23 protein-coding genes are annotated in these 25,637 nt (G+C 71.9%); 7 read left to right on the forward strand and 16 right to left on the reverse strand.

Annotated features, from left to right (window positions below; all coding sequences use genetic code 11):
* Nucleotides 1-85: 85 nt before the first annotated feature.
* The 6 genes from AB0316_RS08825 to AB0316_RS08850 all read right to left on the reverse strand — a co-directional run bounded on the left by AB0316_RS08825 (nucleotide 86) and on the right by AB0316_RS08850 (nucleotide 7,296).
* Nucleotides 86-2,977: a DEAD/DEAH box helicase gene (locus AB0316_RS08825; protein WP_366272304.1), complete on the reverse strand. Its 2,892-nt coding sequence runs from the start codon at nucleotides 2,975-2,977 to the stop codon at nucleotides 86-88.
* Entirely contained in the window at nucleotides 2,974-3,879 is a 906-nt protein-coding gene (locus AB0316_RS08830) for a YegS/Rv2252/BmrU family lipid kinase (RefSeq protein WP_366272306.1), read from the reverse strand. The genes AB0316_RS08825 and AB0316_RS08830 overlap by 4 nt, the downstream gene beginning before the upstream one ends.
* A gap of 25 nt (nucleotides 3,880-3,904) precedes the next feature.
* Entirely contained in the window at nucleotides 3,905-4,672 is a 768-nt protein-coding gene (gene tatC / locus AB0316_RS08835) for a twin-arginine translocase subunit TatC (protein ID WP_366272308.1), read from the reverse strand.
* 77 nt (nucleotides 4,673-4,749) lie between these two features.
* On the reverse strand, nucleotides 4,750-5,154 hold the full coding sequence (gene tatA, locus AB0316_RS08840) for a Sec-independent protein translocase subunit TatA (protein WP_366272310.1): 405 nt from the start codon (nucleotides 5,152-5,154) through the stop codon (nucleotides 4,750-4,752).
* 112 nt (nucleotides 5,155-5,266) lie between these two features.
* Nucleotides 5,267-6,262 (reverse strand): WYL domain-containing protein, encoded by a 996-nt coding sequence (locus AB0316_RS08845; RefSeq protein ID WP_366272312.1) that lies wholly within the window; start codon nucleotides 6,260-6,262, stop codon nucleotides 5,267-5,269.
* Nucleotides 6,259-7,296 carry a WYL domain-containing protein gene (locus AB0316_RS08850; RefSeq protein WP_366272314.1) on the reverse strand — a complete coding sequence of 346 codons (1,038 nt, stop codon included), beginning with the start codon at nucleotides 7,294-7,296 and terminating at the stop codon, nucleotides 6,259-6,261. The genes AB0316_RS08845 and AB0316_RS08850 overlap by 4 nt, the downstream gene beginning before the upstream one ends.
* A 75-nt stretch (nucleotides 7,297-7,371) precedes the next feature.
* Here AB0316_RS08850 and AB0316_RS08855 point away from each other — a divergent pair, with 75 nt between their 5' ends.
* Complete coding sequence (locus tag AB0316_RS08855; RefSeq protein WP_366272316.1) at nucleotides 7,372-8,469, forward strand: DUF3866 family protein; 1,098 nt, start codon at nucleotides 7,372-7,374, stop codon at nucleotides 8,467-8,469.
* 5 nt (nucleotides 8,470-8,474) lie between these two features.
* Here the strand turns inward: AB0316_RS08855 and AB0316_RS08860 are convergent, their stop codons facing one another.
* The 6 genes from AB0316_RS08860 to AB0316_RS08885 all read right to left on the reverse strand — a co-directional run bounded on the left by AB0316_RS08860 (nucleotide 8,475) and on the right by AB0316_RS08885 (nucleotide 14,292).
* Complete coding sequence (locus AB0316_RS08860) at nucleotides 8,475-8,861, reverse strand: FKBP-type peptidyl-prolyl cis-trans isomerase (RefSeq protein ID WP_366272318.1); 387 nt, start codon at nucleotides 8,859-8,861, stop codon at nucleotides 8,475-8,477.
* Nucleotides 8,862-8,918: 57 nt separating this feature from the next.
* Complete coding sequence (locus AB0316_RS08865; protein ID WP_366272320.1) at nucleotides 8,919-9,932, reverse strand: FKBP-type peptidyl-prolyl cis-trans isomerase; 1,014 nt, start codon at nucleotides 9,930-9,932, stop codon at nucleotides 8,919-8,921.
* Between the two features lie 134 nt (nucleotides 9,933-10,066).
* A complete protein-coding gene (gene pafA / locus AB0316_RS08870) occupies nucleotides 10,067-11,458 on the reverse strand; it encodes a Pup--protein ligase (protein ID WP_366272321.1) in 1,392 nt (463 codons plus the stop codon).
* A 63-nt stretch (nucleotides 11,459-11,521) separates the two neighbouring features.
* A complete protein-coding gene (locus AB0316_RS08875) occupies nucleotides 11,522-12,085 on the reverse strand; it encodes a hypothetical protein (protein ID WP_366272323.1) in 564 nt (187 codons plus the stop codon).
* A 100-nt stretch (nucleotides 12,086-12,185) separates the two neighbouring features.
* A complete protein-coding gene (locus AB0316_RS08880) occupies nucleotides 12,186-13,604 on the reverse strand; it encodes a HAMP domain-containing sensor histidine kinase (RefSeq protein WP_366272325.1) in 1,419 nt (472 codons plus the stop codon).
* Nucleotides 13,605-13,611: 7 nt separating this feature from the next.
* Nucleotides 13,612-14,292 carry a response regulator transcription factor gene (locus tag AB0316_RS08885; RefSeq protein WP_366272326.1) on the reverse strand — a complete coding sequence of 227 codons (681 nt, stop codon included), beginning with the start codon at nucleotides 14,290-14,292 and terminating at the stop codon, nucleotides 13,612-13,614.
* 239 nt (nucleotides 14,293-14,531) lie between these two features.
* On the opposite strand from AB0316_RS08885, the gene AB0316_RS08890 reads away from it, so the two are divergent.
* The 6 genes from AB0316_RS08890 (at nucleotide 14,532) to AB0316_RS08915 (ending at nucleotide 22,141) form a co-directional block, all read left to right on the forward strand.
* Complete coding sequence (locus AB0316_RS08890) at nucleotides 14,532-16,346, forward strand: ABC transporter substrate-binding protein (protein WP_366272327.1); 1,815 nt, start codon at nucleotides 14,532-14,534, stop codon at nucleotides 16,344-16,346.
* 70 nt (nucleotides 16,347-16,416) lie between these two features.
* The gene (locus AB0316_RS08895) at nucleotides 16,417-17,508 is read left to right on the forward strand and encodes an ABC transporter ATP-binding protein (protein ID WP_366272329.1); all 1,092 of its coding nucleotides are present in this window, start codon (nucleotides 16,417-16,419) and stop codon (nucleotides 17,506-17,508) included.
* Nucleotides 17,505-18,671, forward strand: coding sequence for an oligopeptide/dipeptide ABC transporter ATP-binding protein (locus AB0316_RS08900; RefSeq protein WP_366272331.1), 1,167 nt, complete (start codon nucleotides 17,505-17,507; stop codon nucleotides 18,669-18,671). Before AB0316_RS08895 ends, AB0316_RS08900 begins: the two co-directional genes overlap by 4 nt.
* On the forward strand, nucleotides 18,668-19,726 hold the full coding sequence (locus AB0316_RS08905) for an ABC transporter permease (protein WP_366272333.1): 1,059 nt from the start codon (nucleotides 18,668-18,670) through the stop codon (nucleotides 19,724-19,726). Before AB0316_RS08900 ends, AB0316_RS08905 begins: the two co-directional genes overlap by 4 nt.
* Nucleotides 19,727-19,734: 8 nt before the next feature.
* Entirely contained in the window at nucleotides 19,735-20,694 is a 960-nt protein-coding gene (locus AB0316_RS08910; RefSeq protein ID WP_366272335.1) for an ABC transporter permease, read from the forward strand.
* A 133-nt stretch (nucleotides 20,695-20,827) separates the two neighbouring features.
* Entirely contained in the window at nucleotides 20,828-22,141 is a 1,314-nt protein-coding gene (locus AB0316_RS08915) for a hypothetical protein (protein ID WP_366272337.1), read from the forward strand.
* 64 nt (nucleotides 22,142-22,205) lie between these two features.
* Here AB0316_RS08915 and prcA read toward each other — a convergent pair whose 3' ends face one another.
* From prcA to dop, 4 genes are all read right to left on the reverse strand, one after another.
* Nucleotides 22,206-22,997 carry a proteasome subunit alpha gene (prcA, locus tag AB0316_RS08920; RefSeq protein ID WP_366272339.1) on the reverse strand — a complete coding sequence of 264 codons (792 nt, stop codon included), beginning with the start codon at nucleotides 22,995-22,997 and terminating at the stop codon, nucleotides 22,206-22,208.
* Nucleotides 22,994-23,827 (reverse strand): proteasome subunit beta, encoded by an 834-nt coding sequence (gene prcB / locus AB0316_RS08925; protein ID WP_366272341.1) that lies wholly within the window; start codon nucleotides 23,825-23,827, stop codon nucleotides 22,994-22,996. The genes prcA and prcB overlap by 4 nt, the downstream gene beginning before the upstream one ends.
* Nucleotides 23,824-24,030 (reverse strand): ubiquitin-like protein Pup, encoded by a 207-nt coding sequence (locus AB0316_RS08930; RefSeq protein ID WP_366272343.1) that lies wholly within the window; start codon nucleotides 24,028-24,030, stop codon nucleotides 23,824-23,826. Before AB0316_RS08930 ends, prcB begins: the two co-directional genes overlap by 4 nt.
* Nucleotides 24,031-24,106: 76 nt before the next feature.
* Nucleotides 24,107-25,627: a depupylase/deamidase Dop gene (gene dop, locus AB0316_RS08935; RefSeq protein WP_366272345.1), complete on the reverse strand. Its 1,521-nt coding sequence runs from the start codon at nucleotides 25,625-25,627 to the stop codon at nucleotides 24,107-24,109.
* Nucleotides 25,628-25,637: the final 10 nt, after the last annotated feature.

Here is a 25,637-nt window from a genome sequence, read left to right on the forward strand (position 1 = left end):
CCGAGCGGGGCACTCCGGCGACAATCGCACCCCCGGGTCGAACCGGTCGGTCGAACCGGTCGGTCGAGCCGGTCGGTCGGGCCGCTCAGTCCAGCCGGTCGGCCGCCACGACGCCACGCATGACGCCGTCGGTGGCGCGCCGGGCCGTCTTGGCGAGCTCGGGATCGGCGGCGTCGGTCAGCTGGCCGAGCAGGTCGATGACCTGCTTGCAGCGCCGCACGAAGTCGCCCGCCGCCAGGTCGGTGCCGCGCAGCACGTCCTCGAGCCGCCGCCCGCTCGCCCACCGGTGCATGGCCCAGGCGATCCCGCCGTCCGGCATACCGGTGCGAGGCAGCGCCAGGGCGCCCTCGGCGTCCTCGAGGTCGGACCAGATCTCCACCATCCGGTCGTACGCCTCACGCACGTCGTCATTGGGCCAGCGTGGCGTGAGGCCGCCCTCCTCGCGGCGCGGCTCGTGGATCAGGGTCGACACGATCGCGGCCAGGGACGCCGCGTCGAGCCGGCGCCAGGTGCCCTCCCGCAGACACTCGGCCGCGAGGAGGTCCTTCTCCGTGTAGAGCTGGCGCAGCCGGTTGCCCTCCTCGGTGACCGTCTGCCCGCCGTCGCCGAGGTAGCCCATCGTCACGAGCAGCTCGCAGATGCGGTCGAAGGTCTTGGCGACGGAGTTGGTGCGGCCGTCGATCTTGCGCTGGATGCCGTCGGTCTCGCGACGCAGCCGCCACCACCGCTCGGCCCACCGCGCGTGGTTCTCGCGGTCGGGGCACCGGTGACAGGGATGGGCCTTCATGCGCCGGCGCAGCTCGTCGATGCGCTCGTCGGTGGGGTCCTGCCCGGTGTCGCGCCGGCGCGGCGGCGGGTCGTGCGGCATCGTCGTGCGCAGCGTGGCCGCGAGGTCCCGGCGCGCCTTCGGGTTGCGCGCGTTGAACTGCTTCGGCACGCGCATCGACCCGAGCGGCTCGAGCGGGGTCGGCACGTCGTGCAGGGTCAGCCGCCGCAGCTGGCGGTCCTCGGTGACGACGGCCGGCGACGCCGCCTCACCCTTGCCGCCACGGTTGGGCATGACCACGACGGCGAGGCCGCTGTGCCGCCCCGCCGGGATGCGGACGATGTCACCGATCTTGAGCGACTCCAAGGAGATGGCGGCCGCAGCACGCGCCGAGGCGGACCGCGCCCGCGCGCCCTCCTTCTCGAGGTCGCGGATCTCGTTGCGGATCGCGGCGTACTCGGAGAAGTCGCCGAGGTGGCACGTCATCTGCTCGGCATAGCCGGCGAGGGCCTCCTCGTTGCGGCGCACGGTGCGCACGAAACCGACCACCGCCCGGTCGGCCTGGAACTGCGCGAACGAGGTCTCGAGGATCTTGCGGGCGTTCTCCCGGCCGAACTGGCGCACGAGGTTGACCGCCATGTTGTACGTCGGGCGGAAGCTCGAGCGCAGCGGGTACGTGCGGGTCGACGCGAGGCCGGCGACCGCGGCCGGGTCGAGCCCGCGGTTCCACAGCACGACCGCATGGCCCTCGACGTCGATGCCACGGCGACCGGCGCGGCCGGTCAGCTGGGTGTACTCGGCCGGGGAGATGTCGACGTGGCTCTCGCCGTTGAACTTCACGAGCTTCTCGAGCACGACCGTGCGAGCCGGCATGTTGATGCCGAGTGCGAGCGTCTCGGTCGCGAAGACCGCACGGATCCGTCCCGCGGTGAACAGCTCCTCGACCACCTCGCGGAAGGTCGGCAGCATCCCCGCATGGTGCGCCGCGAACCCGCGGGAGATGCCGTCGACGAAGTCCCAGTAGCCGAGCACCGACAGGTCCTCCTCGGCCAGGCCCTGGATGCGCTCCTCGACGAGACGGCGGTTCGCCTCGCCGTCGGCCTCGGAGATCAGCCGCATCCCGCTGGAAAGCAGCTGCCCCACGGCGCCGTCGCAGCCGGCGCGGCTGAAGATGAAGGTGATTGCCGGGAGCAGGCCCTCGCGCTCGAGGCGGTCGATGACCTCCGTGCGGGTGGCCTGGCCGCCGGGACGACCACCGCGGGCGAACCCGCGACTGCCGTCGCCGCCTCCCGGGCCGCGGCCGCCCGAGGAGTCCGCGCCGCGGCGACCTCTGCCGCCCCAGTCGTCTCGGCCGTTGCCGTGTCCGCTGCCGTGCCCGTTACCGCGCCCGCCACCGCGCCCGTTCTTGCCACGCGGGCGGCCCTTGTCGCGGCCACCCCTCGAGCTGACCCAGTGCGAGTCCCACGCCCCCCTGCCCTCCGAGCCGCGGATCGCGTGGACGAGGTCGGGGTTGACGCTGACCGGGAGGAAGCCGGGGTCGGCGTCGAGGTCCTCGTCCTCGTCGGACGGGCGCTCCTCGACGAAGAGGTCGAAGAGCGTCTGGCCGACCATCATGTGCTGCCAGAGCGGCACGGGCCGGTGCTCCGAGACGATCACCTCGGTGTCACCGCGCACCTCGCCCAACCACGCGCCGAACTCCTCGGCGTTGCTGACGGTGGCCGAGAGCGACACGACGCTGACGTCGGCCGGCAGGTGGATGATGACCTCCTCCCACACCGCCCCGCGGAACCGGTCGGCGAGGTAGTGGACCTCGTCCATGACGACCCAGCCCAGGCCCCGCAGGGTGGTCGACCCGGCATACATCATGTTGCGCAGCACCTCGGTCGTCATGACGACGATCGGGGCCTCCCCGTTGATCGACGAGTCGCCCGTGAGCAGGCCCACCCGGTCGGCGCCGTGGACGCGTACGAGGTCGGCGTACTTCTGGTTGGACAGGGCCTTGATCGGCGTCGTGTAGAACGCCTTGCGCCCGGTCGCGAGGGCCAGGTGGACGGCGAACTCGCCGACGATGGTCTTGCCGGCACCGGTCGGCGCGGCCACGAGCACGCCGCGGCCCTCCTCGACGGCACGGCAGGCCTCGGTCTGGAAGTCGTCGAGCGGGAAGTCGAGCTGCGCAGCGAACTCGGTCAGGCGTGGCCAGCTCGCGATCACGAGGGCACCTCCGTCGGGGTCAGGACGTGCAGGGCGCCGGGGACGACCTCCGCGTCGATGGGCAGGTCGGCGAACATCTCGCCGTCGGCCTGCGAGTGGATGCCCGCCGCCTCCAGTCGAACTCGTCGAGCCCGGTGGATCTGGACGGCCGGATGCGTGGTGTGGGTGCCGGAGTAGACCTTGGGGAAGACCCGCAGGAAGGCCGGGATCGACAGCGCACCCACGATCATGACGTCGAAGTACCCGTCGGCCACGTCCGCACTCGGGCACACCCGCATGCCGCCACCGAAGCTGGTGGTGTTGGCGACGGCCACGAGCATCGCACGGGTCTCGAAGCGAGCGCCGTCGAGCTCCACGGCATACGGGATCGGCCGGAAGACCGGCAGCTCGCGCAGGACCGCCAGGTTGTAGCGCATCTGGCCGTGCGGCCAGCGCATCCGCTGGGCACGGGCGTTGACGACCGCGTCGAAGCCGGCACCGAGCACCCCGGCGAACCACCGCTCCCCCGCGACCGCGTGGCTGACCCGACCCAGGTCGACCCGGCGGGTGCGGCCCTCGTCGAGCAGCGCGACCGCGGCGCGCGCGTCACGGACCGGCAGCTCCAGGTTGCGGGCGAAGTCGTTGCCCGTCCCCGCGCCGACGACGGCGAGGCGCGTGGACGTGCCGCCGCACAGGTTGACACCGAGGTGGACCATCCCGTCGCCACCGACGACGGCCACGACGTCCACTCCGTCGCGGACGACCTCACGCGCTCGCGCGCGGGCCTGCGCGTAGTCACGTCCTGAGACGTCGACGACCTCGTGGCCCGCCTGCCGCAGCAGCTGCGCCGCCTGGCCGCCGATGACACGCCCCGCGCCCTTGCCCGCGGTCGGGTTGACGATCAGGGCGACACGCTGGGACACACCCGAACGCTACAGGGCCGAAACGTCAGAGGGTCGACGCCTCGTCGTCGGGCAGCTCCAGCCAGGAGGGTTCGGCCTTGGCCCGGCGCCGGTCGAGCAGCACACACACCCCGACCGCCGCGAAGTAGAGCGCGATGATGGGCATCGCCAGGAAGAGCATCGACCACGGGTCGGGGGTCGGAGTCATCACGGCCGCGAAGACGAAGATGACCATGACCATGGGACGCCAGCCACGGATCATCGCCTTCGCCGACAGCACGTGCGCCAGGTTGAGGGCCACCATGAACACCGGCAGCAGGAACGCCAGCCCGAACGCGAGCACCAGCTTGAGCACGAAGTTGAGGTAGTCCGTCGCCTGCTGCAGGTTGTACGCCCCCGGCGGGGTGAACCCCAGCAGCACGTCCACGGCGTGCGGCAGGAAGAAGAACGCCAGGGCGCACCCGGCGAGGAACAGCGGCACCGAGGCGACGATGAACAGCAGCGCGACGCGCTTCTCCTTCTTCGTCAGCCCCGGGACGATGAAGCCCCAGATCTGGTAGAGCCAGATCGGGGACGCGAGGATCAGGCCCACGAAGATGGAGACGTTGAGCTGGATGCTGAAGGCGTCGGTCATCGTCGTGAAGTTGATGTTCACGACGCCCTGGCGGCGCTTGGCCAGGTCGTAGAGCGGCTCGGTCAGCTTGCCGAGCACACGCTCGTAGTTGAGCCAGCCGACGACGGCACCGACGAGGATGGCGACGGCGGCCACGAAGATGCGGTTGCGCAGCTCTCGCAGGTGGTCCGCCAGCGACATGCGGCCGTCAGGGTCGCGCTGGCGTCGGAGTGACGGCATTCAGTGGTCCGGGTGAGGGGTGTGCGGAACGGGCAGGCTCAGAGCGTCGTGTCGGTGCGCAGCTCGTCGGCGGCGTCGGGCCGGCTGCCGGTGGCAGCCGTGGACCCGGCGGCCGGAGCGGACGGCCGGCTCGCGGACGCCGCAGCGCGCAGGCGCTCGGCCTCTGCGCGCGCCTCCTCGGCGCGCCGCTCGGCCTCCGCGAGGCGCGCCTCGGCGGCGCGGCGCTCCGCGTCGGCGTCCACGACGTCGCCCGGCACGGTGGACCGCGAGGCCTCGCTCGGGGCGGGCTTGCCGTCCTTCTTCAGCTCGTCGACCTCGGACTTGAAGACGCGCGCCGACCGCCCGAGGCTGCGGGCCATGTCGGGCAGGCGCTTCCAGCCGAAGAGCACGACGAGGGCGACGACGAGGATCGTGATGTGTGCTGGCGTGAGGTTCCGCAGCATGGCGGCGACTCCTTGCGAGGTCCGTGGCCGGATTCCGGGACAGGTCCGGGGCCACGCCCAGTGTACGTGTCCACCGCGTGCCCGCGACTCAGCCCGCGACTCAGCCTGCGGGTCAGGTGGTCGCGCCGCCGTAGGCGGCCAGGGCCTCGCGCGACTCACGGGCCACGGCCTCGACGAGTTCGGGCGGGTCGACCACCCTCGCCTCACCGCCGAGGCGCAGCACGAGGCGGCGCACCAGGGCCGGGTCGGCGACCTTGAGCGTCACCCGAAGGGAGCCGTCGGCCCCGCGCTCGACCCCTTCGTTGGGGTAGTAGTCGGCGATCCAGGCCGCCCAGCGGCTGGCCTCGAGCACCACCGTGACGTCGTTCTCCCCCGGCACGAACACGTCGTCGAGGTCGCGGGGACGGGCGTCTGGAGGCGGCGTGCCGTCCACGTCGAGCACCGTGACGTCCTCGATGCGGTCGAGCCGGAACAGGCGCACCCCGCGGGCCCGGTGGCAGTACCCCTCGACGTACCACTGCGCGTCGAGGTTGAGGATGCGCATGATGTCGACGTCGCGCTCGGTGGACTCGTCACGCGTGGCGACGTAGTAGCGCAGGTGCACCCGGCGCCCGCGGGCGAAGGCGTCCTTGAGGGGGGCCATCGCCGGGTGCTGGCTGCCGTCGTCGAGGTCGAGGGCGATGCGGCCCGTCGGCTCGCCCACGGTGGTGGCCGCGGCCGCCCGGATCTTGTCGAGGGTGCGCTCGGCAACATCGGAGCCGACGAGGGTCGAGCCCAGCGCCTGCAGGCCTGCCGTCAGCGTGACCGCCTCGTCGCGGGTCAGGCGCATCGGGGCCGCGATGTCGTCCGCGTTGTCCAGGTAGATGTAGCCGCTGTCCCACTGGGCGTCGATGAGCTCGGAGTGGCCGTAACCGGGCGTGCCGCACACGAAGAGCAGCTCGAGGTCCTCGACGATCTGCTGCTCGTCGACCCCGAACTCGCGGGCGGCGTCGGCGATGGCCACGCCGCGGTGCTGCAGCAGCCACGGGACCATGTCGAGCAGCCGACCGAGCCGCTGGGTGGCGGTCTCGGCGGGCTTGCGAGCCGTCTTGCGTCGCGCCGCGCTCATGCGCCCTCCCCCGTCCGTGCCTGCAGGCCCTCGTGTGCCTCCTGGTCCCCGTCAGCCCCCTGAGCCCCGTGCGCCTCGGCGACCGCCAGCAGGGCCGAGCGGACCCCGTCGACGAGCTCGGGCGGTGACAGGGCGACCGCATGGGTTCCGAGGGCCACGACGTCGCGCTCGGTCGTGCCGCGGCGGTAGGGCAGCTCGATCTCGGCCCACGAGTCGTCCAGCTCGGTGGTGCGCGTGGCGTGGCGGCGCAGGGTGTGGCCGCGCCCATGCCGCACCCGCACCACCGCAGTGCCCTCGGGCTCGGGCTGCTCGGCCTCGAGGGCCACCTCGGGCACGTGGCCGGTCGGGACGGCATACGACCCCGGACGGCCCTTGCGGGTCACCGGGCCCTCGAAGCGGCTGAGGCGGAAGGCCCGCTCGCCGCGACGGTCGAGGTCGTAGCCGGTGAGGTACCAGCGGCCGTGCCAGTTCTTCAGCGCCCACGGCTGGACGTGCCGGGTGGTCAGCTCGCCGTCGTTGCGGCGGTATTCGAAGGTGATCGGCTGCAGCGCCGACACCGCGGCGTGCACGGCCTCGAAGGCCGGCTCCTTGGTGCGGATGCGCGGCTCGGCCCCGGCGGCCACCGACTCATCGATCTCGACGCCCGACAGGCGCAGCTTGCGCAGGCCCGCCGACGCGGCACCGGAGATGCTCGCCGTCGACCAGGCGCGGGCGGCCAGGGCCAGGGCGGCCATCTCGTCGGGTTCGAAGCTGATGGCCGGCAGCGACGTCTCGCTCGCGTCGATGCGGTAGCCGACCTCGTCGTCGAAGAGCACGTCGAGCACCGTCGTCGTGATCGGGATGCCCATCTCGCGCAGCTCGTCCTTGTCACGCTCGAACATCCGGTCGAACGCCTCGTCGGAGCTCGCCTGGGCGTAGGCCGGCAGGGACTCGCGGATCTTCTGCTTCGAGACGGGACGGCGTGCGGACTTGAGCGCGAGTATGAGGTTGAGCAGCCGTTCGGTCTTCTCGGCCGAGGCAGACGCAGGGCTCATCGAGACCTTCCTGACGGGGGGCGGCACGCGGGCAGTCCGACGCTACCCGAACATGCGATCGAATAGGGTCACCGCATGATCCAGTGGCGCCGGGGAGTCGTGGTGCAGGTGCGTTCCCGCTGGGCGGGGGCGATCGAGTATGCCGTCCGCCTCCCTTCCGGCGACACCGTCCGCGCGCTCGGCTACGTCGACGCCGTCGGCGCGCTGGCCCAGGGCACCGACGTGCTGCTCAACACGACGGCGCTCGAGCGGGGCCTCGGCACGGGTGGTCTGGCCCTCGTCGTGGCGGCCCCCGAGGCGCTGCCCCCTCCGGTCGACGACGTCACGGAGGTGGCCGGGCACCTGGTCAAGGCGCGCTACACCCCGAGCCAGACGATGGTCCTCGGCGTCGACGAGCAGGACAGCGAGCACCACGCGGTCCTCGCGGACGCCGACGACCTCGCGGGCATGCCGGTGGTCGTCGCCGACCTGCACTCGGCGCTGCCTGCCGTGCTGGCGGGCCTGCGGGAGAGCTCGCCCGCCATGCGCGTCGCCTACGTCATGACCGACGGCGGCGCCCTGCCCGTCGACTTCTCCCGCACCGTCGCGGGGCTGCGCGAGGCCGGCTGGCTGGCTGCCTCGGTCACCGTCGGGCAGGCCTACGGCGGCGACCTCGAGGCCGTCAACGTCCACACCGGGCTGCTCGCCGCCCACCACGTCGTGGGCGCCGACGTGGCCGTCGTCTCGCAAGGGCCCGGAAACCTCGGCACCGGCACCCGCTGGGGCTTCTCCGGCACGTCGGCCGGTGAGGCCGTCAACGCCGCGGGCACCCTGGGCGGCCGGCCCGTGTGCTCGCTGCGGATCTCGGAGGCCGACCCGCGCGAGCGGCACCGCGGCATCTCGCACCACAGCCTGACGGCGTACGGCCGCGTCTCGCTCGTGCCGGCGGACGTGCCCGTGCCTCGGCTGCCCGGCGCGCTGGGGACGCGGGTGCTCGAACAGGCTCGCGGGCTGTGCGACTCCAGCGCAGGCAGGCTCGCCCTGCACGAGGTCGACGTCGACGGCCTCGAGGCAGCGCTGCGCGAGACCCCCGTCCCGCTGCGCACCATGGGCCGCGGATACGACGACGACCGCGCCGGTTTCCTCGGCGCGGCCGTCGCAGGGCGGTATGCGGCCTTGTTGCTGAAGGGGTAGAGCCCTTACCTCACATCGTCCAGGTCGACGACGAAGATCAGGGCCTCGCCGGGCTTGATCGCGGCGCCCGCGCCACGCTCGCCGTAGGCCAGGTGCGAGGGGATCGTCAGCTTGCGGCGACCGCCCACCTTCATGCCCTCGATGCCCTTGTCCCAGCCGGGGATGACCATGCCGACGCCGAGGCGGAAGGCCAGGGGCTCGCCGCGGTTCCACGACGAGTCGAACTCCTCACCGGTCGAGTGCGCGACGCCGACGTAGTGGGCGCGCACGGTGTCGCCGGCCCTGGCCTCGCGGCCGTCCCCCTCGATGAGGTCCTCGACGACCAGGTCGGCGGGCGCGTCGCCCTCCGGGAAGTCGATCTCGGGCTTCGTGCGGTTGGGGTCGAGTGCCATGCTGCGGTGCCTTCCGTTCGTCGAGCTCGGGTCTGGGTGGTCTGGGTCGGGATGGGGTCAGTACGCGTCGAGGATGTCGACGACGAACACCAGGGTGTCCGTGCCGGAGATCTTCGGGGGGCTACCGGCCTTGCCGTAGCCGTCGGCCGGCGGGATGACGAGCAGCACGCGGCTGCCCACCTTCTTGCCCACGAGGGTGGAGTCCCAACCCTTGATGACGCCGCCGACGCCGATCGGGAAGTCCGCGGGGGTGCCGCGCTGCCACGAGGAGTCGAAGACGCTGCCGTCCTTCCAGAGCACCCCTTCGTACTGGGCGCTGATGGTCTGGCCCTTCTGCACGACGGGGCCGGTGCCCTGCACCAGGGTCGCCTGCTGCGTGGTGGTCGGCGCCTTGGTCTTGGGGACGGTGACGGTCGGCGCCTTGGTCGGGCCGTTCTTGAACTCGACCGTGGGCAGGCCCGCCGGCGACGGGGACTGGGCGCCGTCGATCTTCGTCATCGGGGTGTGCACGTCGACGATGTCGGCGACGACGACGATGGTGTCGGTGCCCTTGATGCCGAGCTGCTGGTTGCCGGCGGAGCCGAAACCCTTGGCCGGCGGGATGGTGAAGGCGATGCGGCCGCCCTTGGTCGCGCCCACCAGGCCCTCGGTGAACCCGGGGACGATGTCGGTGCGGGCCAGGCGGTAGCTCTCCTCGGGACGCCCTGCTTTGAAGCCGTCGTCGAGGAGCTTGCCACTCGTGCCGTTGTAGATCTCCGCACGCAGCTTGACGGTGTCGGCCTTGGTCGCCGCCTTGCCCGAGCCGGGCGTCAGCACCTTGTGCTCGACGTTCGTGGAGCTGATCGGCGTCTTGCCGAGCGTCACCTTGGGTGCGGTCTTGAAGTCGACCGGCCCGGTGGCCGTGACGCCTTGGAGCGAGGCCCCGGTGGCGCCGGCGCTGGCCGTGGCGCCGGCGGTGGACGAGGCAGCGCCCGACCCGTTCGAGCTCGTGCCGCACGCGGCGACGGTGCCGAGCCCGAGAGCGGCGGTCAGGAGGACGGCCATGCGGTAGGCCGGACGGTTGGAACGCACAGGGAAGACTTTCGGTCGGGGTGGGCGGGGCCCGGAGGGCCTCGCAGGGCAGAGCCCGGCCACTGTAACGCCCACCCTTGTGCGGGTCGCACAGCGCACTGACAGGTTCAGCTGCCCCGGAGTAGGGGCGCCGGTCAGAGCGGGCGGTGGTTCGCCGGCGAGCGGTCGATGCTCTCCATCAGCCGCTCGACGCGCTCGTCCACGGCCCGGAAGGGGTCCTTGCACAGCACGGTGCGCTGGGCCTGGTCGTTGAGCTTCAGGTGCACCCAGTCCACCGTGAAGTCCCGGCCGTGCGCCTGCGCGGCTCGGATGAAGTCGCCTCGCAGCTTGGCGCGGGTGGTCTGCGGGGGCCGGACCTTGGCCTCGAAGATCTCGACGTCCGAGGCGACCCGGGCGGTGCGGCCGTGGCGCTGCAGCAGGTAGAAGAGGCCGCGCCGCCGGTTGATGTCGTGGTAGGCGAGGTCGAGCTGCTGGATCCGGGCGTCGGTCAGGGACAGGCCGTGCTTGGCCCGGTAGCGCTCGATGAGGCGGTACTTGATGACCCAGTCGATCTCGGTCTCGATGGCACCGAGGTCACCATTCGCGATGGCGTCGAGCGCGCGCCCCCAGAGGTCGATGACCTGCTTGGTGTCCGGGCTGTGCATCCCCTCGCGGTCGACGAACTCGACCACCTTGTCGAGGTACTCGCGCTGCATGTCGAGGGCGGAGAGCTCGCGGCCGTTGGCCAGGCGCACGGTGGCGCGGCCGCTGGGGTCGTGGCTCATGGTGCGGATGGCCCGGATGGGGTTCTCCATCGACAGGTCGCGCATGACCACGCCCGCCTCGATCATCCGCAGCACGAGGTCGGCGCTGCCGACCTTGAGCAGGTTGGTCGTCTCGGACATGTTGGAGTCGCCGACGATGACGTGCAGGCGGCGGTAGCGCTCGGCGTCGGCGTGTGGCTCGTCGCGGGTGTTGATGATGGGACGGCTGCGCGTCGTCGCCGAGGAAACGCCCTCCCAGATGTGGTCGGCGCGCTGGCTCACGGCGAAGCTGGCGCCGTGGGCGGTCGTGACGACCTTCCCTGCGCCGCAGACGATCTGGCGGCTGATCAGGAACGGGATGAACATGTCGGAGACGCGCTGGAAGTCTCCCGTGCGGCCGTAGAGGTAGTTCTCGTGGCAGCCGTAGGAGTTGCCGGCCGAGTCGGTGTTGTTCTTGAAGACGAAGATCTCGCCCTCGACGCCGTCGTCGCGAAGGCGCCCCTGGGCGTCCTCGACGAGGCCCTCGAGGATCCGCTCCCCCGCCTTGTCCTGCACCACGAGCTCCCGCACCGAGTCGCACTCGGCCGTGGCGTACTCCGGGTGGGAGCCCACGTCGAGGTAGAGGCGAGCGCCGTTGCCGAGGAAGACGTTGCTCGAGCGTCCCCACGCCACGACGCGGCGGAACAGGTAGCGGGCCACCTCGTCAGGGGTCAGCCGGCGCTGGCCCTGCGTCGTGCAGGTGACGCCGTACTCGTTCTCGATCCCGAAGATCCGCCGCTCCATGAACCAACTCTAGGCGGCCCTCGTCCCGTCGCCGGAGCCTCTGTGCAGGGTCGGCGCGGCGGGTCAGCGGGTCGGCCCCACGACGGCGTAGTCCTGCCGGGAGACCGGACGGGTCACGAGATCGCCGTGAGCCACCGGTACGGCCACCGGACGGGAGCCGCTGACGAGCCGGACCCGGTCGGCCAGCGTGTCGGCGGTGACCGTGAAGACGATCTGGGCCATCGCCAGCTGCTGCTCGCCCAGCGACAGGCGGTCGTAGCCGACCGGCACCGCGACGTCGGCGGTGTGCGGGTCCCCCATGGTCCCCCCGAGGCTACGGCTCGTCGCCGGCAGGGCGGTGCGCAGCCCGGCAGCCAGCTCCCCCGCGCTCACCGGGGCTGCCAGCGCGCGCAGCGCCGGCTCCAGGCCCGTGCCCGGTGGCACCACGCGGGTCACCCGCTCGAGCCGGTTCCCCCGCACGAGGTAGACCTGCATGCTGAGGGGCACGCCGGACTCGTTCGAGGCGCCCGACGCCGCCCCGCCCTGGGCGGCCGTCGACACCACGACCCGCTCCGGCTCCGACTGCGCCGAGAGGGTGCACCCTGCCAGCAGCGGCCCGACGACCGCGAGCGCGACACCCAGGCGCACGCCGCACCGACGCCTGGGCCCGGTCGGCGGGCACACGGCATACGACCCCCTGGCTGCGGCGGCCCGGTGGCCTGCACGGCCGCCGGTGCCCGCAAGAGGGTCAACGCAGCGGCAGCTCGACGACAAGACGCGCGCCTCCCCGGTCGCTCGTCTCGACGTGGACGGTGCCTCCGTGGGCCGCGACGTGGCGCTGGACGATGGCCAGCCCCAGGCCGACGCCCAGCTCGCCGCTGCCGCCGGCCCGGGCGAAGCGGTCGAAGACGCGGCCTCGTTCGGCGCGGGGGATGCCCGGACCGGCGTCGTCGACGCAGATGCGCGCGAAGTCGCCCTCCCGACGCACCGACACCGCGATGCACCCGCCCCCGTGGTGCTCGGCGTTGCCGACGAGGTTGGCCACGACCCGCTCCAGCCGGCGCTTGTCGACGTGCCCCTCGAGGTCGGAGGAGGGGTCGACGCGGGTGACCGGTCGCCCCGCCGTGCCGTCCGCGGCCCGGCGCACGAGCTCGCCCACGTCGACGGGCTCGAGCAGCAGGTCCTCCCCCGCGTCGTGGCGGGAGATCTCCAGCAGGTCGACGACCAGCGCCCGGAACCGCTGCAGGTCGTCGGCGAGCAGGTCGACCGGCTCACGCACCGCCTCGGGCAGCAGGTCGCGCCGATTCGTGATGACCTCCATCGAGTTGAGCATCGTGGTGAGCGGTGTACGCAGCTCGTGGCTGAGGTCGGCGGCGAAGCGGGAGTCGGCCCGCACCCGGTGCTCGAGCTCCGAGACCGTCCGGTTGAACGACCGGGCCAGGGGGTCGAGGTCGGGATCGCCGCGCACCGCGAGCCTGGCGTCCAGCCGGCCACCGGCCACCGCCCCGGCGAGCGAGGTCAGCTCCGCGAGTGGGCGCAGCGCCACCACACCGGCCCGCCGCCCGAGCGCCACCCCGGCGAGCGAGGTGATCGCGGCGACAGCGGCCAGGCCCCAGCCCAGAGCCGTCCTCGTGTGCTCGACGTCGGTCAGGGGGAAGACCTGGAACAGGGCGTCGCCGGGGCGGCCCAGCGGCGTTCCGACCACGAGGCGCACGCCACCGTCGAGCAGCACCCGCTGCGTCGCCGTGGCCCGGGACGCCACCGCGGCCACGAGGGCGGGCGGGAGGCTGCTCGGAGCGAGTGCCGGCCGGCCGGCGTACCAGCGCCCCGAGACGCGAACCAGCGACGCCTCGGCGTCGCTGCTCGGAAGGCCGCCGAGCAGGGAACTCGCGGGCGTCGCGCCCCTGGCGAGCCCGGTCGCGACGGCCGTCCGGTCGAGCATCGTCTCGCTCACGGCCGTGTGCTGCCGGTCCGAGAGCAGCTGGCCGGACACGACGACCCAGGCCAGCACTGCGACGAGGACGGAGACGCACAGCGCGAGCAGGCCGAAGGTCAGCTCCAGCCTGGTGCGCAGCCCGATCGACCGCGGTGCGGGGACTGCGACGGCCCTGCGACGGGGGCGCAACCGCCGCCGGTGCGTCCTGCCCGGATCCCCGTCGGCCCGCACGCCGCCCTCATCCCGCCAGCCGGTAGCCGAGCCCCCGCGCGGTGACGACGTGTCGTGGGCTGGCGGGGTCGAGCTCGACCTTGGTCCGCAGCCGGCGGATGTGCACGTCGACGATCCTGCTGTCGCCGAAGTAGCCGTAGCCCCAGACCCGGTCGAGCAGCTGCTCACGGCTGCAGATGCGCCCGTCGGCGCAGGCGAGCTCGACGAGCAGCCGGAACTCGGTGCGCGTCAGGTTGATGGGCTGCCCGTCCCGGCACACGACGCCGTCGTCGATCCCGATGTCGAGCTCCCCCGCGACCACATGCCGCGCCGGCCGGTCGACGAGCGGCTCGGCCCGCCGCAACAGCGCACGTATGCGTGCCGCGAGCTCCTTGGCCACGAGCGGTTTCGTCACGTAGTCGTCCGCACCCGACTCCAGCCCCGCCACGACGTCGTGGCTGTCGGTCCTGGCGGTCACCATGATGATCGGGACGTCGCTGCCGCGCCGCACCTCCCGGCACACCGAGAAGCCGTCCCGGTCCGGCAGCATCACGTCGAGCAGCATGATGTCCGGCACCGCGGTCCTGACGCGTTCGACGCACTGACCTCCGTCGGCCGCCTCGAGCACGGAGAACCCCTCGTCCTCCAGCGCCAGCCGCAGGACCCGTCTCACTCTCGCATCGTCCTCGACGAGGAGAACCCGCCGCATGACAGCAGGGTAGGCACGCCGTCTGGGAGCCTGCAGGAGAAGTGCTGGGAGAGCGCCAGTCGTTGACGTTTCGTGACCTGCCGTCCTGCTGTGTGACGGGCGCTTTGCGATCTCGTGACATCCGGTCCGCGCGCGGTTCGGCCGCAGGAGGGCGTGCCTAGCGTGGTGACGACGGGCGCCCGAGGGGGGCCCTGGGACCGGTCGTCACCCGGCCCGTCCTACGTGACGAAGGAGAGACCATGCCCCTGAGGAAGTGGCCGGTGACGGCCGTCGCGGCGGTGGCTACCAGCTGCCTGGCCGTGGCGGCCTGCAACTCCGGCGGCGGCACCACCACCGGCGGGACCGGCGCAGGCGGCACCGGCAACACGGCGAACGCCGTTCGCGGCGGCACGCTGAACATGCTGGGCAGCGGCGACGTCGACTACATGGACCCGAACATCAGCTACTACTCCATCGGCTACCTGGGCCTGCGGCCCTGGAGCCGGCAGCTCTTCACCTACCCCGCGGTCGAGGGCCAGACGACCAAGTCCGTGCCCGACCTCGCCCAGTCGCTGCCCACCCAGGGAGACGGCATCAGCGCCGACGGCAAGACCTACACGATCAAGATCCGCTCGGGCGCGAAGTGGAACACCTCACCGGCCCGCCAGGTGACAGCGGCCGACATGGTCCGCGGCGTCAAGCGCACCTGCAACCCGGTGCAGCCCTTCGGCGGCCTGCCCGACTACCTCGACCTGATCCAGGGTCTGTCGACCTTCTGCGACGGCTTCGCCAAGGTCGGCAAGACGCCCGCGGCGATCGCCTCCTACCTCGAGAACACCCCGTTGCCCGGTGTCGTCGCCAAGGACGACCTCACGGTCGTCTTCACGCTGAACCACCCCGCCAGCTTCTTCACCGACATGCTGACCCTGCCGGCCTTCTCGCCCGCACCGAAGGAGTACGACACCTACCTGCCGGCCAGCCCGGAGCTGGCGCAGCACACGCTGTCGGACGGGCCCTACCAGATCCAGAGCTACTCGCCGACGAAGAACATCACCTTCGTGCGCAACGCGGCCTGGGACGCGGCCTCGGACCCGGTGCGCAAGGCCTACGTCGACAAGATCGTCATCAACGAGACGGTGACCCAGGACTCCACGCAACAGCAGCTGCAGACCGGCACGCCCAGCGCCGACATGGAGTGGGACAACTTCCCGCCGCCGTCGCAGCTGCCGGGGCTCATCGCCAAGAAGGACCCGAACCTGACGATCGGCCCGTCGGCGTCGTCGAACCCGTACATCGTGTTCAACACCGTCTCGCCCAACAACAACAAGGCGATGGCCAACCTCAAGGTGCGCCAGGCCCTCTCGTACGCGCTCAACCGGACGAACATCATCCAGGTCCTGGGCGGCCCGAACCTCAACGACACGCTGAGCCACGTGCTCCCCTCCAACATCGTCGGCGGTGAGCAGAACTTCGACCTCTACCCCTACGACCCGAACAAGGCCAAGCAGATGCTGTCCGAGGCGGGCTTCCCCAACGGGCTGACGCTCAAGATGCTGTACCGCAACTCCTCGGAGGGCAGCAGCAAGACGTTCCAGACGGCCCAGCAGGACCTCTCGAAGGCCGGCATCACCGTCCAGGGCGTCCCGTCCCCGAACGCGGACTTCTACACCAAGTACCTCCAGGTGCCGACGGTCGCCAAGCGCGGCGTGTGGGACATGGCGGTGGCCGGGTGGGGTGCCGACTGGTACGGCAACGCCGCCGTGTCGTTCTTCAACCCGCTCTTCAGCGGTCCGCCGTCGTTCCCGCCCAGCGGGAGCAACTTCGGCCTTTACAACGACGCGACCACGAACTCGATGATCACCCAGGGCGTCACCGCCCCGACGACCCAGGCCGCAGCGACCCAGTGGGCGCAGACCGACCGGAAGGTCATGGGTGACGCGCCGTTCTTCCCGATCACCAACCCGAAGCAGGCCAACTACCACGCCAGCCAGGTCCAGAACGCGATCTACGTCCCCGCGATGCAGAACTACGACCCGACCAACGTGTGGCTCACGGCCGACAAGCAGGGCGGCTGACCATCCGGCGCCGTGCCGCCCGCCCCTCCGCCACACCTCCCGTGGACCCGCTCCCGGTCCACGGGAGGGCGTGGCGGACTTCCCTGCCGCCGCGCAGTCGCCGACGGCCCACTCGATGGAAGGCGATCCGATGGCCCTGCTCGAGGTGCGTGACCTCTCCGTCTCGTTCACGACTCCCGACGGCGTCGTCCAGGCCGTGCGCAGCCTGTCGTTCGAGGTGGAGCGGGGCACGACGCTCGCCATCGTCGGGGAGTCCGGCTCCGGCAAGAGCGTCGCGACGCAGACGATCACCGGCCTCACCCGCGGTGCGCGGGTGTCGGGCTCGGCCCGCTTCGACGGCATCGAGCTGATCGGCGCGTCGACCAAGACCCTGCAGGGGATCCGCGGCGCGCGGATCGGGATGATCTTCCAAGACCCGCTCTCGAGCCTGCACCCCTACTACACCGTGGGGTGGCAGATCGTGGAGATGATCAAGGCCCACCGGCCCGAGACCGCGACGGCCACTGCGCGGGCCCGGGCCGCCGAGCTGCTCGGGCTCGTCGGCATCCCGGGCGCCGCCGGGCGCCTGGACGACTACCCCCACCAGTTCTCCGGCGGCATGCGCCAGCGCGTCATGATCGCCATGGCGATGGCCCTCGACCCCGCCCTGCTCATCGCCGACGAGCCGACGACGGCGCTCGACGTCACCGTCCAGGCACAGGTGCTGGGCGTCATGCAGCGGCTGCAGGAGGAGTTCGGCACGGCGATCGTGCTGATCACCCACGACCTCGGCGTCGTGGCCCAGATGTCCGACGACGTCGTCGTGATGTATGCCGGCCGGGCGATGGAGCGCGCGCCGCGCCGCACCATCTTCTACCTCCCCCACAACCCCTACACGCGCGGGCTGCTCGCGTCGCTGCCCGCCCAGGGCGGCGCCCGCACCCGGCTGACCCCCATCGCCGGCACCCCGCCGTCGCTCATCGACCCACCTGAGCAGTGCCCGTTCGCCCCTCGGTGCCCGGACGTGTTCGACCACTGCCGGCAGGAGGTGCCGCGGCTCGATCCCGTGGACCGGGACCCACGGCATACGTCGGCGTGCTTCCTGCCCAAGGACGGCGCCTCGCTGCGCCCGGTCCCGGGCACCGCCACCCCCTCCGACGAGCGTGAGGAGGAGCCGGCATGAGCGCCGACCCCGAGGCCACCGAGCGCGCCACGGCGCCGACATCGGGAGCGCCGCTCCTGCAGGCCGAGCACGTCACGAAGACCTTCCCGGTGGGCTCCAGCTCGTTCTGGCGCCGCGGCGACGTATTGGTCCACGCCGTCGAGGACGTGTCGCTGGAGATCCGCGCCGGCGAGACCCTCGGCCTCGTCGGTGAGACCGGCTGCGGCAAGTCCACGCTGGCGCGCTGCATCGCCCGCCTCTACGACGTGACGTCCGGGACCATCACCTTCGACGGCCGCAACATCACCTCCCTCAGCCGGCGGGACCTGCGCGCCGTGCGCCGCCAGGTGCAGGTGATCTTCCAGGACCCCTACGGCTCGCTCAACCCGCGCCGTCGCGTCGGCTCGATCATCGGTGACCCCTTCGTCATCCACGGCCTCGGCAGCGGCCGCGAGGTCAAGCAGAAGGTGCAGGAGCTGATGGAGCGCGTCGGGCTCAACCCCGAGCACTACAACCGTTTCCCGGCCGAGTTCTCCGGTGGGCAGCGCCAGCGCATCGGGGTGGCGCGCTCCCTCGCCCTGCAGCCACGGCTGCTCATCTGCGACGAGCCGGTCTCGGCGCTGGACGTCTCGATCCAAGCCCAGATCATCAACCTGCTCATCGACCTGCAGAAGGACTTCGGCCTGACCTACCTCTTCATCTCCCACGACCTGTCCGTCGTGCGCCACGTCAGCGACCGCGTCGCCGTGATGTACCTCGGCCAGCTCGTGGAGATCGCGCCCACCGAGGACCTGTTCAGCACGGCACGGCACCCGTACACCCGCGCGCTGCTGTCGGCCCTGCCCGTCCCCGACCCCGACGTGGCGGACAGCCGCCGGCAGACGATCCTCGTGGGGGACCTCCCGTCCCCCACCGACCCGCCCTCCGGGTGCCGCTTCCACACCCGCTGCCCGCGCGCCCAGGAGGACTGCTCGGCCGCCGCCCCGCCCCTGGAGCCGGTCTTCGGCGACCGTGCCGACCACCGGACCGCCTGCTTCCACCCCCTGGCCGCCGGCGAGGAGCTCACCTCCGACCCGGCGCTCGCGCCGCTGACCCCAGAGGCCTCGGGAGCCGGCAGCCCAGCGGGCCCATCGAGCCCAGCCGTGAGCCCACACCAGACCGACGAAGGAGGCGAGCGACCGTGAGCGGGATCCTTCCCACCTCCACCTCGAGCGAGGGCGTCGAGCCCGAACCGGCCGAGGGTGGGGCGGCCGCGCCGGAGGGCGCGCGACGCGCGATCGAGGGCCGCAGCCCGTGGCTGCTGGCGTGGCAGCGCCTGCGACGCGACCGGGTGGCGATGATCTCCCTGGTCGTCATCGTCCTCATCGTGCTGATGGCCGTCTTCGCGCCGCTGACCACGGCGATCACGGGCCACCCGGTCAACGAGCAGTACCGCCAGACCGGCCTGACGCCCGACGGGCTGCCCACTCCCCCGTCGGGCGAGTTCTGGCTGGGGACGGACGACCTGGGCCGTGACATCTTCGTGCGCATCGCCTACGGCGCGCGCATCTCGCTGCTCGTCGGCGTCGTCGCCACGGCCCTGACGGTGGTCATCGGGGTCATCGTCGGGCTCGCCGCCGGCTTCCTCGGCGGGGTCGTCGACACCGTGCTCGCGCGCCTCATCGACGTCGTGCTCTCGGTGCCGTTCATCCTCGTGGCCGTGGCCCTGGTGTCCATCACCGGCCCCAGCCTGCTCGTGACGGTGCTGGTCATCGGCTTCTTCAGCTGGGCGTCGGTCGCCCGCATCGTGCGGGGGCAGGTGCTGTCCCTCAGAGAACGCGAGTTCGTCGAGGCCGCCAGGTCGCTCGGCGCCTCGGACAGCCGGATCATGTTCGTCGACATCCTGCCCAACGTGCTCGCGCCCGTCATCGTCTACGCGTCGCTGCTCATCCCGGTCGTCATCGTCGTGGAGGCGACCCTGAGCTTCCTCGGCCTGGGCCTGCCGCCGCCCACCGCCGACTGGGGCGGCATGATCAGCGAGTCGCAGAACTACTACACGGTCGCCTGGTGGTTCGTCGTCTTCCCCGGCACCGCACTGCTGGTGACGACGCTCGCCTTCAACCTCTTCGGCGACGGGGTGCGTGACGCGTTCGACCCCCGCGCCGACCGCATCATGGCCGAGGTCTCGGCTGTCACGGTCGAGCCGCTCGCGGACGTCGATGCCGTCGAGTCGGTCCCGACCATCGAGACCCGGGACTAGGAGGAGTCATGGCCCGGTTCCTCGTGCGCCGCATCGCCCTCGGCGTGCTCGTCCTGTGGCTCATCACCGTCGCGGTGTTCGCGCTCTTCTTCGTCGCCCCCAACGACGTGGCACGGACCCTCGCGGGGCGGCAGGCCACCCCCGAGACGGTGGCCCTCATCTCGCACCGCCTCGGCCTGGACCAGCCCGTGTGGAAGCAGTACACGGACTTCCTCTGGAAGGCGCTGCACGGCGACCTCGGCTACGACTACTACCACCAGGTCCCCGTCACCGAGATCATCGGCGCCGCCCTCCCGATCACCATCTCCGTCGTGATCGGGGGCGCCATCATCTGGATGGTCCTGGGCCTGACCAACGGGGTGCTGTCCGCGATCCACCCCCGATCGTTCACCGACCGGTCGCTGACGGCGTTCAGCCTCTTCTTCTACTCGATGCCGACCTTCCTGCTCGGCCTGCTGCTGCTCTACTTCTTCTACTTCCGCCTGACCCTCGCAGGCATCGCGATCTTCCCGCCGGGCGGCTACGCGCCGCTCACCGACGGCTTCGGAACGTGGTTCCAGCACATGGTCCTGCCGTGGTTCACCCTCGCGCTCGTCTCCGCGGCGACCTACACCCGCCTCACCCGGGCCTCCATGCTCGACGTCCTGGGTGAGGACTACGTGCGCACCGCGCGGTCCAAGGGCATCGGTGAGCGACGGGTGATCCTGCGGCACGGCCTGCGCGCGGCTCTGACGCCGGTCGTGACGCAGTTCGGCATCGACGTCGGCGCCCTCCTCGGCGGGGTCGTGGTCACCGAGACGGTCTTCTCGCTGCCGGGGCTCGGCAAGACGGCGATCGACGCGATCAACCAGCAGGACCTGCCGGTCATCATCGGGATCGTGCTCTTCGCCTCGGCGGCCGTCGTGGTGGCCAACATCGTCGTCGACGTCGTCTACGCCGTGCTGGACCCCCGCGTACGCCTGCACTGACTCCTCGCTGACCCCGCTGACCCTGCGCTGAGCCCGCTCGGGCACCGGCCGGCGGGCGCCGCCCAGCCGGGGCTGCCACAATGGCGCCGTCCCCTCATGCCCTGTGCCTCCACCACCTCTGCATTGGACGGAAATGATCGACAGACCCCACTTCAAGTTCTCCCGCCGCGGTTACGAGCCGGAGGAGGTGGACTCCTTCATCGAGGCGCAGAACCGCACGCTCCAGGCGGCCAAGAAGGACGCCGCCGAGCGGAGCGTGGAGCTGACCAAGCTCAACGCCGCCCTGAACGACCTGCGCGGCCAGCTCGGCCAGCAGGCGCGCGTCATGGCCGAGCTGAAGAGGAGCGCGTCCGCCCCGTCCCAGAGCTTCACCGACCTCGGTGAGCGCATCGCCCAGATCCTCTCGCTGGCCGACCAGGAGGCCGCCGAGATGCGCAGCCGGGCCGCCGCCGACGCCGAGGAGATCCGCGAGCGGGCCAACCGGGCCGCGGCCGACCTCAAGACGACCACGACGACGTATGCCGACCAGGCGCGGGCGCGCACCGACGAGGAGTCCGTCCGGGTCATCGCCCAGGCCAACCGGGAGGCCCAGGCCATCGTCGCGGAGGCGCAGAGCGTCATGGCGGCCCAGCGCCAGGAGGCCGCTGCCGAGCTCGAGGCGCAGCGGCTCAAGGCCTCGACCGCCTCTGCCGAGCTCGAGGTGAGCCTGGCTGCCCGGCGCGAGTCCGCGGACGCGGAGTTCGAGGCCCGCCGCCAGCAGATGGAGGCCTCCTTCACCGAGAGCGAGGCGCGCGTGCGCCAGCTCACGCAGCGCGCCGAACAGGACGCCAACGAGATGCGGGACCGGGCCAGGCGCATGCTCGAGACCGCGCAGAGCCAGGCCGACCAGATCGTCTCCGAGGCCCGTGACCACGCCTCCCGGGTGCGCGAGGAGTCCGACCGCGAGCTCGCCGCCGCAGCCGCGCAGCGCGACAGCATCACCGGTCAGCTTGCCAACGTGCGCCAGATGCTGGCCACCCTCGGCGGTGGTGCCCTCGTGGAGTCGCTGGACGCGCCCGAGAAGGCCTCCGGCGCCACGCCGGCCGGTGACGACGCCAGGACGGCCCCCGTCGGCGACAGCACGGCCGCCCCGGACGCCGACAGCGGCCGTGGAGGCGGCAGTGCCACCGACAGCGCCACCGACAGCGTCACCGACAGCGCCACCGAGGCCGCCGCCGACTCGGCAACGGACCCGGCATCGGACCGTCCCGCTGACGGCAACGCCGACGCGAAGGCCGACGCCCCGGCCGAGGCCCGCGCGGCCCGGGGCGAGCGGGCAACGTCGTCCGCAGCCGAGGACGGGGGCGACACCCGTGGCCAGCAGTCCGACGCGTCCGGCAAGGCCGACAAGGGGGGCTCGGACTCGTCCGCTGCAGGGGGCGGGCGGGTGGGCGCCGGCCGCCGCTGAGCGCCACCCCACGAACGCACGAGGGCCGCCCCCGTCTGCGGGGCGGCCCTCGTGCGTCCTGCTGTCAGCCGGTCGGTCCCGGCTCCTGCGGCGACTCGTGAGACGACTCCGAGGTGTTCCCCGGCAGGACCTCAGCGGGCGCGGATGTCGCGGATGTCGCGGACGGCGTGCCGAGCAGGCGCGCGAGCACGGGGCCGACGATGCGCCGGAACGAGCGTCGAGGCCGCTCCCGGTCGAGCACCGCCACCTCGAGCTGCCCCTCGTCGAGGCTCCGGCGCTCGCCGTTGTCACCGGCGCCCAGCACGTCGACGGCCAGGCGCAGCACCTCCTCGAGGGTCATCCCTGCTCGCCATCCGGTGCTCAGGCGCTCCTCGGCGGCGTCGCTGGCACCGCCCATCGCGACGAAGCCCCGCTCGTCGGCGACGGAGCCGTCGTAGGTGAGCCGGAAGATCTGGTCGCTGTCGGGGTCGGTGCCCACCTCGGCCACGACGATCTCGATCTCGAGGGGCTTGGACTCCTGCGTGAAGACGGCACCCAGCGTCTGCGCATACGTGTTCGCCAGGGCCCGGGCCGTCACGTCGGTGCGATCATAGGAGTAGCCACGCAGGTCGGCGTATCGGATGCCCGCCACGCGCAGGCTCTCGAACTCGTTGTAGCGGCCGACCGCGGCGAAGGCAATGCGGTCGTAGATCTCCGAGACCTTGTGCAGGGCCCGCGACGGGTTCTCCGCGACGAAGGCGATGCCCTTGTCGTAGCCGACGACGATGACCGAGCGGCCGCGGGCGATCCCCTTGCGCGCGAAGTCTGCCCGGTCCTTCATCACCTGCTCGGGCGGGACGTAGAACGGCATGGTCATCGCGCACCTCCCGGGTTGTCACGGCGGGACGCGACCACGCGCTCGACGTGCCCCTCGAGGACGTCCTGCGCGACGAAGCGGGCGCCGGAGTGGTCGACGACGGCGACGGTCGGCCAGATCTGCCGGCCCAGGTCGGGACCGCCGGTGGCGGAGTCGTCGTCGGCGGCGTCGTAGAGCGCCTCGATCGCCACGGACACGGCCTGCTGCTCGTCCAGGCCGGGGCGCCACAGCTTCTTCAGCGCGCCCCGCGCGAAGACCGAGCCCGAGCCCGTCGAGTGGTGACCACCCTCGAGGTAGCAGCCGCCCGTCACGTCGTAGGAGTAGATGCGGCCGGTGGCCGACTCGAGGTCGAAGCCGGCATACGTCGGCACGACCGTCAGTCCCTGCATGGCGAGGCCGAGGTTGCCGCGGATCATCGAGGCGAGCCGGTTGGCCTTGCCCTCGAGCGACATGATCGCGCCCTCGATCTTCTCGTAGTGCTCGAGCTCGACCTGGTAGAGCCGGACCAGCTCGATGGCCAGGCCCGCCGTGCCGGCGATGCCGACGACGCTGAACTCGTCGGCGGCGAACACCTTCTCCATGTCGCGGTTGGCGATGACGTTGCCCATCGTGGCGCGGCGGTCACCGGCCATGACGACGCCGCCCGCGAAGAGCAGGGAGACGATGGTCGTGCCGTGCGGCGCCTCGATGGTGGCGCCGGAGGGCAGTCGGCGGGCTGAGGGGAGCAGCTCGGGGCGGTAGGCGGAGACGAACTCGGTGAACGACGACGAGCCCACCCGCAGGAAGGCGTCGTCGAGCTGTCGCGAGCGTCCCGGGGACGCTGGGGTCACTGGCCGCCCTTCTGCACGAACCCGCGGACGAACTCCTCCGCGTTGGACTCGAGGACGCCGTCGATCTCGTCGAGCACGCTGTCGATGTCGTCGGACAGGCCCTCCTTGACGGCTGCGCCGGCCGGGGCGGCGGGAGGCGCGTCCGGTGTCTCCGGCGGCTCCTCGTCACGACGCTGCGGCTTGACGTGCTCCTGACCCGGCATGGCTACCTCCCAGACGTGAAAGACGCGAAGTCCTGTGCCTCGACCCTAACGCGTGCGCGCCGGGATCCGCCGGGACCTACTCGGGAGTGGCGAGCCCACGCAGCAGCTCGGCCACGTCGGCGCTCTGCTCGAGCAGGGTGCCCACCTGGGCCCGGGTGCCGCGCTCGGGCTCGAGGATCGGCACCCGCTGCAGGCTGGCGCGGCCCGGCACGTCGAAGACGACCGAGTCCCAGCTGGCCGAGAACACCTGCGGCGTGAACCGGCGGACGCACTCACCCCGGAACCAGGCGCGGGTGTCTTCGGGAGGCGTCGTCTGCGCCGCCTTGACCTCCTCGGGGGTGACCAGGTCGCGCAGCATGCCGCGGTCGCGCAGGCGGTGCACGAGGCCCTTCTCGGGGCGCACGTCGGCCCACTGGATGTCGATGGCGGCGAGGCGGTGGTCGTCCCAGGAGAGGCCGTCGCGGGCCCGGTAGCCCTCGAGCAGCTTCAGCTTGGCGACCCAGTCGACCAGGGACGCGCAGGACATGACGTCGCGGCCGAGCCCGGTGAGCACCTCCTCCCACAGACCCATGACCTCGGCGGTGGCCTCGGGGACCTGGTCGTCGCCGCGCCGGTCGAGCCAGGCGCGGGCGGCCTCCAGGTACATCCACTGCAGGTCGAGGGCCGTGACGACGCGCCCGTCGACCAGCTCGACGGTGGCCCGCAGCGACGGGTCGTGCGAGACCGTCTGCAGGGCGGCGACGGGGCGGCGGATCGACCAGTCCTCCGTGAGGTGGCCGTCCTCGATCATCCCGAGCACGAGCGAGGTCGTCCCCGTCTTGAGCAGCGTCGCGACGTCGAGGTGGGTGGCGTCGCCGATGATGACGTGCAGCCGGCGGTAGCGGTCGGCGACCGCGTGCGGCTCGTCGCGGGTGTTGATGATCGGGCGCTTGAGGGTCGTCTCGAGCCCGACCTCGGTCTCGAAGAAGTCGGCGCGCTGGGAGATCTGGTAGCCGGCCCCACGGCTGTCCACGCCCAGCCCCACCCGGCCGGCACCGCATACGACCTGGCGGGTCACGAAGAACGGGATGAGGTGGCGCACGATGTCGGGGAAGGGCGTGCGCCGGGGCATCAGGTAGTTCTCGTGGGTGCCGTAGGACTGGCCCTTGCCGTCGGCGTTGTTCTTGTAGAGGTTGACGGGCGCCTGCCCCGGGCGGGTCGCGAGCAGGCGCACAGACTCGAGCGCGATGGCGTCGCCGGCGCGGTCCCACGCGACCGCGTCGCGCGGGAGCGTCACCTCGGGCGAGCTGTACTCCGGGTGAGCGTGGTCGACGTAGTAGCGGGCGCCGTTGGTGAGCACGACGTTGGCCAGGGTGGGGTCCTCGACGTCGGTCAGCTGGCTGGGGTCGGCGGTCTGCCGGTCGAGCTGCCAGCCGCGCGCGTCGCGCAGGGGGTCCTCGAAGGCGTAGTCCCAGCTGGACTGGTTGGACCGGATGCCCTGGGCGGCGGCGTACACGCTGACGACCTGCCCGGACAGGAACATCGGGTTGGCCATCGGGTCGCCGGGCACGCTGATGCCGTACTCGGTCTCCAGGCCCATGATCCGCCGCACCGTCATGGCCCGACGA

Origin of the sequence: Terrabacter sp. NPDC080008, assembly GCF_040702505.1 — a bacterium.
Lineage (GTDB): Bacteria > Actinomycetota > Actinomycetes > Actinomycetales > Dermatophilaceae > Terrabacter.